The organism is Planomonospora parontospora (assembly GCA_014647935.1).
GTDB classification, from domain to species: Bacteria; Actinomycetota; Actinomycetes; order Streptosporangiales; family Streptosporangiaceae; genus Planomonospora; species Planomonospora parontospora.
The window spans coordinates 51,354-64,827 of record BMQD01000011.1 but is presented as its reverse complement, the minus strand read 5'-3'; the positions used below and the strand labels follow the sequence as shown (position 1 = coordinate 64,827).

12 protein-coding genes are annotated in these 13,474 nt (G+C 72.9%); 4 read left to right on the top strand and 8 right to left on the bottom strand.

Features of this window, described 5'->3' with window-relative positions; translation table 11 throughout:
* Window positions 1-2: 2 nt before the first annotated feature.
* From IEZ07_RS18230 to IEZ07_RS18220, 3 genes are all read left to right on the top strand, one after another.
* Complete coding sequence (locus tag IEZ07_RS18230; protein WP_068894862.1) at window positions 3-626, top strand: response regulator; 624 nt, start codon at window positions 3-5, stop codon at window positions 624-626.
* A 131-nt stretch (window positions 627-757) separates the two neighbouring features.
* Window positions 758-2,242, top strand: coding sequence for an aldehyde dehydrogenase family protein (locus IEZ07_RS18225; protein WP_191895845.1), 1,485 nt, complete (start codon window positions 758-760; stop codon window positions 2,240-2,242).
* 146 nt (window positions 2,243-2,388) lie between these two features.
* The gene (locus IEZ07_RS18220; RefSeq protein ID WP_230880802.1) at window positions 2,389-2,970 is read left to right on the top strand and encodes a TetR/AcrR family transcriptional regulator; all 582 of its coding nucleotides are present in this window, start codon (window positions 2,389-2,391) and stop codon (window positions 2,968-2,970) included.
* A 59-nt stretch (window positions 2,971-3,029) separates the two neighbouring features.
* Here the strand turns inward: IEZ07_RS18220 and IEZ07_RS18215 are convergent, their stop codons facing one another.
* The 5 genes from IEZ07_RS18215 to IEZ07_RS18195 all read right to left on the bottom strand — a co-directional run bounded on the left by IEZ07_RS18215 (window position 3,030) and on the right by IEZ07_RS18195 (window position 10,304).
* Window positions 3,030-3,623 carry a response regulator transcription factor gene (locus IEZ07_RS18215; protein WP_068894856.1) on the bottom strand — a complete coding sequence of 198 codons (594 nt, stop codon included), beginning with the start codon at window positions 3,621-3,623 and terminating at the stop codon, window positions 3,030-3,032.
* The gene (locus IEZ07_RS18210; RefSeq protein WP_191895844.1) at window positions 3,620-4,840 is read right to left on the bottom strand and encodes a sensor histidine kinase; all 1,221 of its coding nucleotides are present in this window, start codon (window positions 4,838-4,840) and stop codon (window positions 3,620-3,622) included. The genes IEZ07_RS18215 and IEZ07_RS18210 overlap by 4 nt, the downstream gene beginning before the upstream one ends.
* Window positions 4,841-4,853: 13 nt before the next feature.
* Window positions 4,854-5,651 (bottom strand): ABC transporter permease, encoded by a 798-nt coding sequence (locus IEZ07_RS18205; protein WP_191895843.1) that lies wholly within the window; start codon window positions 5,649-5,651, stop codon window positions 4,854-4,856.
* Between the two features lie 55 nt (window positions 5,652-5,706).
* On the bottom strand, window positions 5,707-6,840 hold the full coding sequence (locus tag IEZ07_RS18200) for an ABC transporter ATP-binding protein (protein WP_191895842.1): 1,134 nt from the start codon (window positions 6,838-6,840) through the stop codon (window positions 5,707-5,709).
* A gap of 245 nt (window positions 6,841-7,085) precedes the next feature.
* Window positions 7,086-10,304, bottom strand: a complete 3,219-nt coding sequence (locus IEZ07_RS18195) for a S41 family peptidase (protein ID WP_191895841.1) — start codon at window positions 10,302-10,304, stop codon at window positions 7,086-7,088.
* Window positions 10,305-10,369: 65 nt separating this feature from the next.
* Here IEZ07_RS18195 and IEZ07_RS18190 point away from each other — a divergent pair, with 65 nt between their 5' ends.
* Window positions 10,370-10,960, top strand: a complete 591-nt coding sequence (locus IEZ07_RS18190) for a cob(I)yrinic acid a,c-diamide adenosyltransferase (RefSeq protein WP_068894847.1) — start codon at window positions 10,370-10,372, stop codon at window positions 10,958-10,960.
* A gap of 151 nt (window positions 10,961-11,111) precedes the next feature.
* Here the strand turns inward: IEZ07_RS18190 and IEZ07_RS18185 are convergent, their stop codons facing one another.
* From IEZ07_RS18185 to atpD, 3 genes are all read right to left on the bottom strand, one after another.
* Window positions 11,112-11,549, bottom strand: coding sequence for a DUF2550 domain-containing protein (locus IEZ07_RS18185; protein WP_239320142.1), 438 nt, complete (start codon window positions 11,547-11,549; stop codon window positions 11,112-11,114).
* 16 nt (window positions 11,550-11,565) lie between these two features.
* A complete protein-coding gene (locus IEZ07_RS18180) occupies window positions 11,566-11,970 on the bottom strand; it encodes a F0F1 ATP synthase subunit epsilon (protein ID WP_068894846.1) in 405 nt (134 codons plus the stop codon).
* Between the two features lie 66 nt (window positions 11,971-12,036).
* Window positions 12,037-13,473: a F0F1 ATP synthase subunit beta gene (gene atpD / locus IEZ07_RS18175; protein WP_068894845.1), complete on the bottom strand. Its 1,437-nt coding sequence runs from the start codon at window positions 13,471-13,473 to the stop codon at window positions 12,037-12,039.
* Window position 13,474: the final 1 nt, after the last annotated feature.

The following is a 13,474-nucleotide window of genomic DNA, read 5'->3' as shown; positions in this document are numbered from 1 at the left end:
GCATGCTGCGTCTGATGATCGTCGACGACCACCCGGTGGTCCGGGAGGGGCTGCGCGGGATGCTGGAGTCCGACCCGCGGGTCACCGTGGTCGGCGAGGCGGCGTCCGGGGACGAGGCCGTCGTGCGGGCGCGCGAGCTCGCGCCGGACGTGATCCTGATGGACCTGCGCATGCCCGGCGGCGACGGGGTGGCCGCGATCCCCCGCATCCTGGCGGACCGGCCGGAGAGCCGGGTGATCGTGCTGACCACCTACGAGACGGACCAGGACATCGTGCGCGCCGTCGAGGCCGGGGCCGCCGGATACCTGCTCAAGGACACCTCCCGGGCCGACCTGCTGGCCGCGGTCGTCTCGGCCTCCCGGGGGGAGACGGTGCTCTCCCCGTCGGTGGCGACCCGGCTGGTCTCGCGCATGCGGGCGCCCGCGGCCGAGTCGCTCTCCCCGCGCGAGACCGAGGTGCTCTCCCTGGTCGCGCGCGGGCTGACCAACGCCGAGATCGGCCGGGCCCTGTTCATCAGCGAGACCACCGTCAAGACGCACCTGCTGCGGGTCTTCGGCAAGCTCGGCGTCTCCGACCGCACCGCCGCCGTCACCACGGCCATCGACCTGGGACTCCTCATCCGGTAAGAGGGGTAAGTGATGGTTTACCCCGTGGGCGGACCCGGTCTATCGTGGGCCCACCGTGCCCGTTCGGCCGGCCACGCCCCTCGGACGCGCGCCGCCGCCGGGTGTCCGCTCCGCACGCGAGGAGGCCCGTGATGTCCACGGCGACCGGACAGCGCACCTTCGACTCCCTCGACCCCGCCACCGGGACCGTCGTCGGGACCCATCCGATCCACGACGCCGCGGCCGTGCGCGCGGCCGTGGCCGAGGCCGGGCGCGCCGCGCGGTGGTGGGGCGGGCTGAGCCGGGCCGAGCGCAGGCGGCGGCTGCTCGACTACAAGGCGGTCGTCACCCGCGACCTCGCCCGGATCGCCGAGACGGTCCACCGCGAGACGGGCAAGCCGAAGGCCGACGCCGTGCTGGAGGTGGTCCTGACCGTCGTCCACCTCGACTGGGCGGCCCGCAACGCGCGCCGGGTCCTCGGCCCGCGCCGCGTCTTCCCCGGCCTGGTCGGCGCCAACCTCGCGGCCACGCTGGAGTACCAGCCGCTGGGCGTCGTGGGGGTCATCGGGCCGTGGAACTACCCGGTGTTCACCCCGATGGGCTCGATCGCCTACGCGCTGGCCGCGGGGAACGCGGTGGTGTTCAAGCCGAGCGAGCTGACGCCGGGGACGGGGGCCCTGCTCGCCGAGCTGTTCGCCGAGTCCGTGCCCGAGCAGCCGGTGTTCCGCACGGTGACCGGCCTGGGCGAGACGGGCGCCGCCCTCGCGGGCGACCCGGGGGTGCAGAAGATCGCGTTCACCGGCTCCACCGCCACCGCCAAGCGGGTGATGACCGCGTGCGCGGCGAACCTGACTCCGCTGGTCGCCGAGTGCGGCGGCAAGGACGCGCTGATCGTGGACGCCGACGCGGACGTGCGGGCGGCGGCGGACGCGGCGCTGTGGGGCGCGATGTCCAACGCCGGGCAGACCTGCGCCGGGGTGGAGCGGGTCTACGTGGTGGACGCGGTCTACGACGCGTTCATGCGGGAGCTGACCGGGCGGGCCGCCGCGATCAGGGCGGGTGAGGACTACGGCCCGATCACCATGCCCGCGCAGCTCGACGTCATCCGGCGGCACATCGACGACGCCGTCGCGCGCGGCCGCGCCGTGGTGGGCGGGCCGGAGTCGGTGCGCGCGCCGTACGTGGACCCGGTGATCGTGGAGGACGTGCCGGAGGACTCCCCGGCGGTCCGCGAGGAGACGTTCGGCCCGACGGTGACGGTCAAGCGCGTCGCCGACGCGGAGGAGGCGCTGGAGCGGGCCAACGCCAGCGCGTACGGCCTGGCCGGGACGGTCTTCTCGGGCGACGCGCGGCGGGCGGTGGAGCTCGCGCGCCGGATGCGCAGCGGGATGACCGCGATCAACTCGGTCATCTCCTTCGCCTCGGTGCCCGCCCTGCCCTTCGGCGGTCTCGGCGACTCCGGCTTCGGCCGGATCCACGGCGCGGACGGCCTGCGCGAGTTCGCCCGGCCCAAGGCGATCGCCCGGCAGCGCTTCGCCCTGCCCGGGATGAACCTCACCTCGTTCGACCGCGGGCAGAAGGAGCTTGACCAGCTGGTGAAAATTGTGACTTTCTTGCATGGTCGCCGGAAGAGATAGGGCATTCCCTCTTCCATGAAAAGGATCTTGCACCCATAATAGTTGGTTCGGGGAGCAAAGATCATGAGGTGGAAGCGAATATGCGTGGACTTGTCAAGCCCTCCCCCGCAGCGAGGGCTTGCATGAATGGCCGATCCTATAGGGGAATGTCGGCAGAGGAGCGGTTGGCGGAACGCCGGGAGCGGCTGATCTCGGCGGCCTACGTCCTCTACTCCGAGCTGGGCTTCCCCGACACCACGATCGAGAAGCTCTGCACCGTCGCGCGCATCTCCAACCGCGCGTTCTACGAGTGCTTCGAGAGCCGCGACGAGCTGATGCTGGTGGTGTACGACCGGTGCGTGCGGGAGACCCTGGAGACGGTGGCCAAGGCCGTCGAGCGGGCTCCCGACACGCTGCCCGACCGGATCGAGGCGGGCATCTCGGAGTACATCCGGTTCATCACCGGGGACAGGCGCCGGGCCCGGATCATGTACCTGGAGGTACGGCGGGCCGACGACGGCTTCACCGCGTCCCGACAGCAGACCTCGGCGGCCTTCTGCCAGATCCTGGAGACCAGCCTCTTCGAACTGCCGGAGAAGGGCGGGGTGGAGCCGCGCCTGGTCGTGCTCGGCCTGCTCGGCGTGGTCCAGGAGCTGCTCATCGAGTGGACGCTGGCCGCCGACCCGCCCCCGGTCGACCAGCTGGTCGGCACGGCCGTGCACATCTTCCGCCGGTCCCTGGTCGGCTGACCGGCACGGCCATGCACATCTTCCGCCGGTCCCCGACCGGCTGAGCCCGGGACCGCCGGTCAGAGCCAGCCCTTCTCCTGGGCGGCCCGGATGGCGGTGATCCGGTTGGCGGCGCCCAGCTTGGTGATCGCGCTGGACAGGTAGTTGCGGACGGTGCCCTCGGTGAGGTGGAGCGCGGCCGCGATCTCCCCGACCGAGGCGCCCCGCGCCGCCTGCGCCAGCGCGTCCCGCTCCCGGTCGGTGAGCGGGCTCTCCCCCGCCATCATCGCCGAGGCGGCCATCTCCGGGTCGAGGTAGCGCCCTCCCGCATGGACCTTGCGGATCGCCGCCGCCAGCTCGTCGGAGGAGGCGTCCTTGGGCACGAAGCCGCGCACCCCCGCCGCCAGCGCCCGCCGCAGGTAGCCGGGCCGCCCGAAGCTGGTCAGCATCAGCACGGCGTGCCCCGGCAGCGTCTCGGCCACGCTCAGCCCGTCCATGCCCGGCATCTCGATGTCCAGCACGATCACGTCGGGAGCGTGCTCCCGTACGGCCTGCGCCACGTGGTCGCCCCTGGACACCTGGGCCGCCACCTCGATGTCCGGCTCCAGCCCGAGCAGCGTGGCGATCGCCTCGCGGATCAGGTGCTCGTCGTCGGCCAGCAGGACCCGGATCATCGTGCTCCCTCCAGCGGGACCGTCGCCCGCAGCCTGAACTCCCCCGGTCTCCCGGGTCCGGCGGTGACCGTGCCGCCGGCGGGCGCCAGCCGCTCCGACAGACCGATCAGGCCCGTGCCGCCGCGGACGCCCGTCCCGGTCACGCCGTCGTTGACCATCTCCAGCACCGCCGTGCCGCCGTGCACCGTGACGGAGATCCGGCAGCGGGTCGCCGAGCTGTGCCGCAGCACGTTGGTGGTGCCCTCGCGGGCCACCCAGGCCAGCAGGGTGGCCTCCTCCTCCGGCAAGCCGTCCGGCGGCGCCTCCAGGGCGCAGCGGATGCCGCCCGCCTCCAGCACCGCGGTCATGCTGCGCAGCTCGGCCTCCAGGTCGACCGTCCGGTAGCCGCGCACCGCCGTGCGGATCTCCTTCAGCGCCTCCCGGGCCAGCCCCCGCACCGCGTCCATCTCGGCCGCGGCGCGGCCGGTGTCGCTCTTCGCCAGCTTGGCCGCCACCTCGCTCTTGAGCGCGATCGCGGAGAGGCTGTGCCCGACCAGGTCGTGCAGGTCGCGGGCGAAGCGGAGCCGCTCCTCGGTCACGGCCAGCTGCGCCTGGGCCGCCTTGCCGGCCTCCGCGGCCCGGACCACCTCCCAGAACCAGAGCTGGAACCGGTTCATCCACGGCACGGTCAGCGACGCCGCCACGTAGCCGCCGATCGCGCCGCCGAACGTCTCCTGGTCCGGGTAGAAGGCCGCCCAGGCGTCCGGCCACATGAGGTACAGCCCGGCCGCCGTCGCCACGACGGTGGCCGCGAACGTGGCGGACCGGTTCAGCACCAGTGCCGCGCCCGACGCCCACGCCGGGGCGATCAGCCCCCAGGCCAGCAGGTGGCCGTCCTGGACCAGCAGCACGGCCAGCGCCACCGCGCCCGAGGCGGCGGTCTCCCGGTAGGCGGTGGCTCCGTCCAGGGCGGCCCTGATCATCCGTGTCTGGAGCACGGTGAAGACCGCCAGGCCCAGCAGCCCGAGGCTCCAGGAGAGAACCGGGACCGGCCAGGTGCTGTTGGCGAACCAGCCGAGCGGGCCGACCCAGGCCAGGAAGATCCCGATGCCGAGCATCCAGGCGGTCAGCCGGCGGAGCCGTTCGACCTGTGAGCGCGTGCGACGCCGGGGCAGCGCCGCGGGGACGAGGCGCCTCAGGCGCCCCGTCCCCTGTTCTTCCGTCGTGTTCGTCGTCATCCGGCGACCAACGTTAGCCGTGCCGGGGTTCCCACCGGAACAGCCACCTGGCCAGCAGCCCGGTCACCCCGATCCAGACGACCATGATCCCGATCGAGGGCAGCGCGGCCACCCACTGCCCGGCCGTGCTCAGCGCCTCGCCGCCGCTGGAGAAGTGGTCCGCGCCGAGGAAGCCGGTGCGCATCATCTCCACCACCGGGGTCACCGGGAGCAGGCCGGACACCGTGCCCAGCGGGCCGGGCAGCACGTCGAGGGGGAACGCGATCGGCGCGCCGAGCAGCATGACCATCAGCACCGGCAACACGGTGATCTGGGCCATCTCGGCGTTCGGCGTCAGGCCGGAGAAGGCCGCGGCCAGCAGGCCGAACACGATGACGCCCAGCACCGCGGCGAGCAGGATCAGCGGCACGTTGGCCGGGAGGACCCCCTCGGTCCGGTGCAGCCAGATCCCCAGCAGCACCATCTGGCCGAGCAGGAGCGCCAGCGCGCCGAGCCCGCTGCCGGCCATGACCGCCAGGGCGGACGGCTGGCCCCCGCGCAGCCGCTTGAGCACCAGCTCCTCCCGGCGGGCCGTGAAGGAGTTCACCAGGTTGATGAAGACCGCGAAGCCCAGCATCAGGCCGGGCACGCCGGTCAGGACGAAGGCTCCGCCCGGCACCCCGGCGACCTCCGCGCCGCCCTGCGCCCCGGTGAACATCCAGGCCATCAGGAGCGGGAGCAGCAGCACGTTGAACAAGACGGTGGTGTTCCTGGCCACCAGGGTCAGGTCGAGCCTCGCCAGCCGTACGGCGTGCAGAACGTCGGTCTTCATGGTCACTTCCCGCTTCCCGTCGATACGTGGACGACTCGTTCCCGGTATGCCGCTCTCACCGCTGCTCCCCGACCACCCGCATGAAGACGTCCTCCAGGGTCCCCCGGCGCACGGCCAGCCGCTCCAGGGCCGCGCCCCGGCCGTCGGCCCAGGCCATCAGCGGGCGGAGCGCGGCGTGCGCGCGGGTCTCGGTGTCGGCGCCGGTCAGGGTGTAGACGACCTCGGTGAAGGGCCCGGTGGAGGGCACAGTGGAGGATGCGGTGGAGGATGCGGTGACGGACCGGGCGGCCGTTCCGTCGCCGCCGCCCGCGTAGGTGAGCACCGGTGTGACGCCGTCCAGCACCGGCAGGTCGCCGAAGGTCCAGGCGGTGCCGGGGAGCCGGAAGGCGATGCGGTCGCCGGAGGTGGCCACCACCTCCTCGACCGTGCCGTGGGTGTGGATCCGGCCCTCGTGCATGATCGCGAGCCGGGTGGCGAGGCGCTCGGCCTCCTCCAGGTAGTGCGTGGTCAGCAGCACGGAGGTGCCGGCGTCCCGCAGGTCCTCGATCACCTTCCACGTGGTCCGGCGCGCCTCGGGGTCCATCCCGGTGGTCGGCTCGTCCAGGAAGAGCACCTCGGGCGCCGAGAGCACCGCGAGCGCGAGGTCCAGCCGGCGCTTCTGCCCGCCGGAGAGCTGCTTGACCTTGACCCGCGCCTTGCTCTCCAGGCCCACCAGCTCCAGCGCGCCCATGGTCGCCCGGTCCACCCCGCGCACCCGGCCCATGAGGGTGAGGCGGCCGGGCAGCTCGGCGCCGCCGGACAGGGTGACCGGGCGGCCGGCGTCCTCACTCAGCCCCTTCCACAGGTCCACCGTCTCGGCGACGGTGAGGTCGCCGAGGAACCCGCCTTCCTGCAGCATGATGCCCACCCGGGGCCGGAGCTCGCGCTGCTGCCGCACCGGGTCGAGGCCGAGGACGCGCACGGTGCCGTCGGTCGCGGGCGTGAAGCCCTCCAGGACCTCCATCGTGGTGGTCTTCCCGGCGCCGTTGGTGCCGAGCAGGGCGAAGACCTCCCCCCGGGGGACGGTGAAGGAGATCCCGCGCACGGCCTCGAAGTCGCCGTACTTCTGCCGCAGGCCGCCGACCTCGATCACGTCGTCGAGGCCGTGGGGGGCGGCGCCGGCCGTGTCCGCAAGCTGTGGTGTCCTCATGCGGAAAATCTTCTTCCACCGGCGGATTCCCGGGCAGTCGCCGATATCACCGGAGGAGTATGGATCTCACGGATGATCCGCATGACAGATGTCATGTCCGGCGGCGGGCGGCCGCCGGACCTCGGCCCCCACCCGGCCCGACGTCACGGTCCCGCCTTCCCGCGGCCGCTTCGGGACCCCGCCGCCGGAGCGGCGGGGCGAAGCGGGCGGGTGGCGGCGGGAACCGCGACGCAGGGGACGGGACCCTACGGCCGGGGCGGCAGGGCGGGACGGCGCCGCGAGGGACGGGCCGCCACGTCGGGCGGGGTCGCCGCGGGACGCTCGGCCAGGGCGGCCAGCGCCAGCCGTACGGCCTCCTCGATCTGCGGGTCCCGCCCGGCCGCCCAGTCGTCCGGGGTGATGTCCACCTCGACGTCCGGGTCCACGCCGTGGTTCTCCACGCCCCAGCCGAGCCCTTCGAACCAGAACGAGTACCGGGGTACGGTGACGGAGGTCCCGTCGACCAGGGGGTGGTCGTCCTCGATGCCGATGACGCCGCCCCAGGTCCGGGTGCCGACCACCGGGCCCAGTTCGTGGATCTTGAAGGCGGCGGTGACGATGTCGCCGTCGGACCCGGCGTTGTGGTCGGTGACCGCGACGAGCGGCCCGCGCGGGGCCTCCTCGGGGTAGGTGATCGGCGCCAGGCCCCGGGGCATGTCCCAGCCGATCACCCGGCGCAGCAGCTTCTCGATGACCAGCTCGGAGGTGTGGCCGCCGCGGTTGCCCCGCACGTCCACCACGAGCCCCTCGAAGGCCATCTCCCGGCGCAGGTCGCGGTGGAACTGCGCCCAGCCCTCGGCGACCATGTCCGGGATGTGCAGGTAGCCCAGCCGTCCGCCGCCCAGCTCGCGCACGTGCGCCCGCCGGCCCGCCACCCAGTCCTGGTAGCGCAGCCGCCGGTCGTCGAGGAGCGGGGTGACCGCCACCCGCCGGCCGCCGCCCAGCGTCAGCTCGACCGGCTTGTCCGCGGCGCCCACCAGGAGCCGGTCCGGGCCCTCCGGCGGCACCGGGCGGCCGTCGACCGCCAGCAGCGTCTCCCCCGGCTGCACTCCCACGCCCGGCGCGGCCAGCGGGGAGCGGGCGTGCACGTCCGACGACTCGCCGGGCAGCACCCGGTCCACCTGCCAGCGGCCCTCGGCGTTCCTGGACAGGTCCGCGCCGAGCAGGCCGACCGGCCCCGCGGCCGGGGTCCCCCAGGGCGCGGGCATGACGTACGCGTGCGAGCTGCCGAGCTCCCCGACCACCTCCCAGAGCAGGTCGGCGAAGTCGTCGTCGGTGGAGACCCGGTCCACCAGCGGCCGGTACTCCTCCAGCACGCCCTCCCAGTCGACGTCCGCCATGTCCTCCACCCAGAAGTCCGCCCGCATCCGGCGGCCCAGCTGGGCGTAGGCGTGCCGGCGGTAGGCCACCGGGTCGACGGTGATCCGGATCCGCGAGAGGTCCACGGTCGCCTCGTCGCCCTTGCCGTCGACCGGGCGGACCGTGAGCGTGCCCTTGTCGGAGACCACGAGGCGGGTGCCGTCACCGCTCACCCGGTACCAGTCGAGCTTGTCGACGATCTCCTCGCACGTGCGCTTGGCCAGGTCGTAGCGGTCCAGCGCGGGCCTGGGGGGCTCGCCGTCGAGGTCCCCCCGGTCCTCGCCGAGCTCCCCGGCCAGCGGCTCGCGCAGCCAGACGAACCCGCCCTTGACCGCGCGCAGCGCCGAGTAGCGCCCCTCGGGCACGGGCACCTGGACCACCCGGGCGGCGATCCCCTCCACGTCCACGGTGACGGCGGCGTCCTCCTTCTTGTCCTTCTTGTCGTCGTCCTCCGGCTCGCCCACCGGCCGCCCGTCCACGCTGGGCGCGAACGGCGACGGGGTGGAGGCCGCCAGCGGCACCAGGTAGGGGCGGTAGCCGTACGGGAAGGACATGTCGAAGGAGTGCGCGTCGTAGACCGGGTCGAAGCCGCGGCGCGACAGGAACGCCAGGTGGTCGCCGGTGAAGGCGGGCGAGACGTCCACGAAGCGGCCGTCGGTCACGTCGTGCACGGCCCGGTCCACCACCCGGGCCAGCCGGATCCGGCGCAGCGGCGTGGCCTCCGGGTGCGACCAGGCGAGCCAGGCCGAGTCCGGCGACCAGGCCATGCCGTCGATCTCCCCGTTGGCCCGGGCCAGCTCGACGACCTCTCCGGAGGCCACGTCGACCAGGAGCAGCCGGCCGTCCCTGGCCGCCGCCGCGATCGTGCGGCCGTCGGGCGCGACGGCCAGGTCGCCGACCTCGCCCAGTTTGCCGGCGGCGATCCTGCGGCTCTCCCCGCCTCCGGCCGGGCCGATCTCCAGGCCCTGCGTCCCGCCGTCGTCGAAGACCCACACCACCTGGCCGGTGCCCAAGATCCGGGGCCGGCCCGCCGCGAGCGAGGAGCTGAGCTGCCGGGCCGGGCCGTCCCGGTGGGTCAGCCAGTGCACCGTGCCCCGGATCTCCACCGCGCTGGCCCGCCCGGTCGCGTCCACGGCCAGGTCCTGCAGCCACCGGGCGTTCAGCGTCCGCGGCTGCCGCCCCCGGGCCGGGGAGGCGAGCCGGACGTCGAGCCTGCGGGTCTCGGCGTCCAGGCCGTCCAGGACGTAGAGGTCCCCGGCGTTCTGGTAGACGATCCGGGTCCCGTCGGTGGTGGCGTGCCGGGCGTAGAAGACGTCGTGGTCGGTGTGCCGGCGCAGGCCGGTGCCGTCCACCGCCACCGAGTAGAGGTTCCCGACGCCCTCGTGGTCGGAGAGGAAGACCAGGCGCCCGCCGACGAGCATCGGGTTCGCGAAGTGGCCGTCCACGTCGGCGAGCAGCCGGGTGAAGTCGCCGTCCCCGCGCCGGATCCACAGGCGGCCCGCCGTACCGCCGCGGTAGCGCTTCCAGGTCCCCGGGTCGCGGGCCAGCGCCGCGGTGAGCAGCGCCACCGTGCTCCCGGCGCTCCCGGCGCTCCCGGCGCTCCCGGTGTCTCCGGCGCTCCCCGCATCTGCGGAGCCGCCGGGGTCCCCGGCGACCGCCAGGTCGGTGACCGGGCCGTACGGCAGGCGCTCGGCCCGCCCGCCGTCCAGGGCGTAGGCCCAGGTCTGCGAGGCGAACGGCTGGCCGGTCGAGCTGATCGCCAGGACCCTGCCGTCCGGGGTCCAGCCGCGGGTGCGGGTCCGGACGTCGCCCCAGTAGGTCAGCCGCTCGGCGGAGCCGGTCTCCAGATCGGCCAGGAACACCTCCGGATCCCCGTCGCGGACGCTCGTCCAGGCGACCTTCGTGGCGTCGGGCGAGAGGCGGGGATGTCCTGCCGGGGCCCGGTCGGAGGAGAGGCGCCACGCCCGGCCGCCGTCCGCGGGAGCCGCCCAGACGTCGTCGTCGGCGACGAACGTCAGCAGCTCGCCGGACAAATGGGGAAATCGCAGGTAAGAACCAGAAGACATCGCTAAATCATATTGTCCGCTATGCGATAGAACATGGGGTTTTTCTGCCCGATACGCTGGCATCCATGACGCGAGCCGACAGAGACAACCCCGTGGTGCTGTCCAAGATCTACACCCGTACCGGAGACGACGGCACCACCGCGCTCGGCGACATGAGCCGCACCCGCAAGACCGATCCCCGCCTGGCCGCCTACGCGGACGTTGAGGAGGCCAACGCGGCGCTGGGCGTGGCCCTGTCGTACGGGGCGCTCGACGACGACGTCGCCGCGGTCCTCACCCGGATCCAGAACGAGCTGTTCGACGTCGGCGCCGACCTGTGCACCCCGGTCACGGAGAACCCCGAGTTCCCCCCGCTGCGCGTCGAGGCGTCCTACGTCGAGTGGCTGGAGGCCCGCTGCGACGAGTTCAACGAGCGCCTCAAGCCGCTGCGCAGCTTCATCCTCCCCGGCGGCACTCCGGCCGTCGCCCAGCTGCACGTCGCCCGGACCGTCGTCCGGCGGGCCGAGCGCACCGTCTGGTCGGCCCTGGAGGCCCACGAGGACGTCAACCCGCTCACCGCGACGTACCTCAACCGGCTCAGCGACCTGATGTTCATCCTCTGCCGCATCGCGGCGGGCGGCGACGAGATCCTCTGGAAGCCCGGCGGCACCCGCTGACCTTCCGCTCCGGTGCGGGCCGGGCGGCGCCGAGGCGCGCGCCGGGCCGTACCGGGAAGAGGACGGGGTCATCGGGGCGCGCGGGGCCGTACCGGGAAGGGGCGGGCCGGGGAGGCCGTCGGGGCGGGCGCCGGGGCCGGTCAGGCCGGCGTCAGGCGACGTCGAGGTGGGCGCCGGGCGGGGCGGACTCCAGCCAGGCGACGAACCCGGTCAGCGCCCGGTAGCCCATGGCCAGCTCGAAGCCGAACTCGCCGCTCCGGCACTCCAGGGCGGTCACACCCTCCAGGAACCCGAAGAACTCACCGGGGCCGACCTTCCGGCGTCCGGAAACCACGAGGCCGCGCCTCACGATCACGTGGCGCGGCCTCGGCAGCAGACCTATGAGCGGAATCCACTTGAGGCGACCTTCCGCGTAGCGGGCGACTCCCACCCGCCAGCCCCGCTCACCCGGCATCGGGCGCAGACAGCACAGCACCGAGCCCCGGGAACGGATCAGGACCAGGGCTCGGACGAGCAGGAGGGCGACGAGCAGCGCCGCCACGATGAGTACGTCACGCGCCATCATGTCCGCCGCCCCCAGAACCAGCACCGCTCAGAAGCAGAACTTATCCGACTTCCTCGCCTGCCGCGCGCAACCGGGCCCGGGCTCGCTTCAGCGCGGCGGCGTCCGACTCCGCCATCTCGGCCTCGACCGAGGCCTGGGCGCGGTCCAGGGCGTTCTTGGCCCTGGCGACGTCGACCTCGGAACCGAGCTCGGCCACCTCGGCCAGGATCGAGACCTCGTTGTCCGCCACCGAGAGGAACCCCCCGTGGACCGCGGCGACGAGGTCGGGCTCGCCACCGCCGCGCTTCACCGTCAGCACGCCGCCCTCGACGAGGACGCCGAGCACCGGCGTGTGCCTGGGCATGATGCCGATCTCGCCGTCGACGGTCTTGGCGATCACCATGTCTGCCTCGCCGGACCAGATCTCCCGCTCCGGTGAGACGACGCCTACTCGCAGCTTCGCCACTTTCTCCTCAGTTCCTTTCGAACCAGGCGCCGGTACGGCGCACGGCCGTACCGACGCCTAAGGCGACTAGCGGGCGAGTTCCTTGGCCTTGGCGATGGCCTGCTCGATGCCACCGACCATGAAGAACGCCTGCTCGGGCAGGTGGTCGTACTCGCCGGCGCACAGGCCCTTGAAGGACGCGATGGTCTCGTCCAGCGGCACGAACTCACCCGGCTGGCCGGTGAACGCCTCGGCGGCGTACATCGGGTGGGAGAGGAAGCGCTCGATGCGGCGGGCCCGGTTGACCGTGACCTTGTCCTCCTCGGAGAGCTCGTCGATGCCGAGGATCGCGATGATGTCCTGCAGCTCCTTGTACTTCTGCAGGATCCGCTTGGTCTCCTGGGCCACCCGGTAGTGCTCCTCACCGATGATCTGCGGGTCGAGGATCCGGGAGCTGGAGTCGAGCGGGTCCACCGCGGGGTAGATGCCCTTCTCCGAGATCGGCCGCGAGAGCACGGTCTGCGCGTCGAGGTGCGCGAACGCGTTGTGCGGGGCCGGGTCGGTGATGTCGTCCGCGGGGACGTAGATCGCCTGCATGGAGGTGATCGAGTGACCGCGGGTCGAGGTGATGCGCTCCTGGAGCACGCCCATCTCGTCGGCCAGGGTCGGCTGGTAGCCCACCGCGGACGGCATGCGGCCGAGCAGGGTGGACACCTCGGAGCCGGCCTGGGTGAACCGGAAGATGTTGTCGATGAACAGGAGCACGTCCTGCTTCTGCACGTCCCGGAAGTACTCCGCCATGGTGAGGGCGGAGAGCGCGACGCGCAGACGCGTGCCCGGCGGCTCGTCCATCTGGCCGAAGACGAGGGCGGTGTCCTTGAGGACGCCCGCCTCCTCCATCTCCAGCCAGAGGTCGTTGCCCTCACGGGTGCGCTCGCCGACGCCCGCGAAGCACGAGGTTCCGGAGAACTTCAGCGCGACGCGGCGGATCATCTCCTGGATCAGAACGGTCTTGCCGACGCCCGCGCCGCCGAACAGACCGATCTTGCCGCCCTTGACGTACGGCGTGAGCAGGTCGATGACCTTGATGCCGGTGGGCAGCATCTCGGTGCGCGACTCGAGGGTGTCGAAGGCCGGGGAGGGGCGGTGGATGCCCCACTTCTCGGTGACCTTCAGGGAGGCGGTCGGCACGTCCAGGGACTCGCCGAGCGCGTTCCACACGTGGCCCTTGACGACGTCGCCGACCGGCACCGAGATCGGCGCGCCGGAGTCGGAGACCGCCGCACCGCGGACCAGGCCGTCGGTGGGCTGCATCGAGATGGCCCGGACCAGGTTGTCACCCAGGTGCTGGGCAACCTCCATGGTCAGGGTCTTGGTCTCGCCGCCGACGGTGACGTCGACGTTCAGGGCGTTGTAGATGTCGGGCATCGCCTCGACGGGGAACTCCACGTCGACGACGGGACCGGTGACTCGGGCGACGCGGCCCACACCGGTCGCGACGTTCTCCACAGTCTCTGCAGTCATT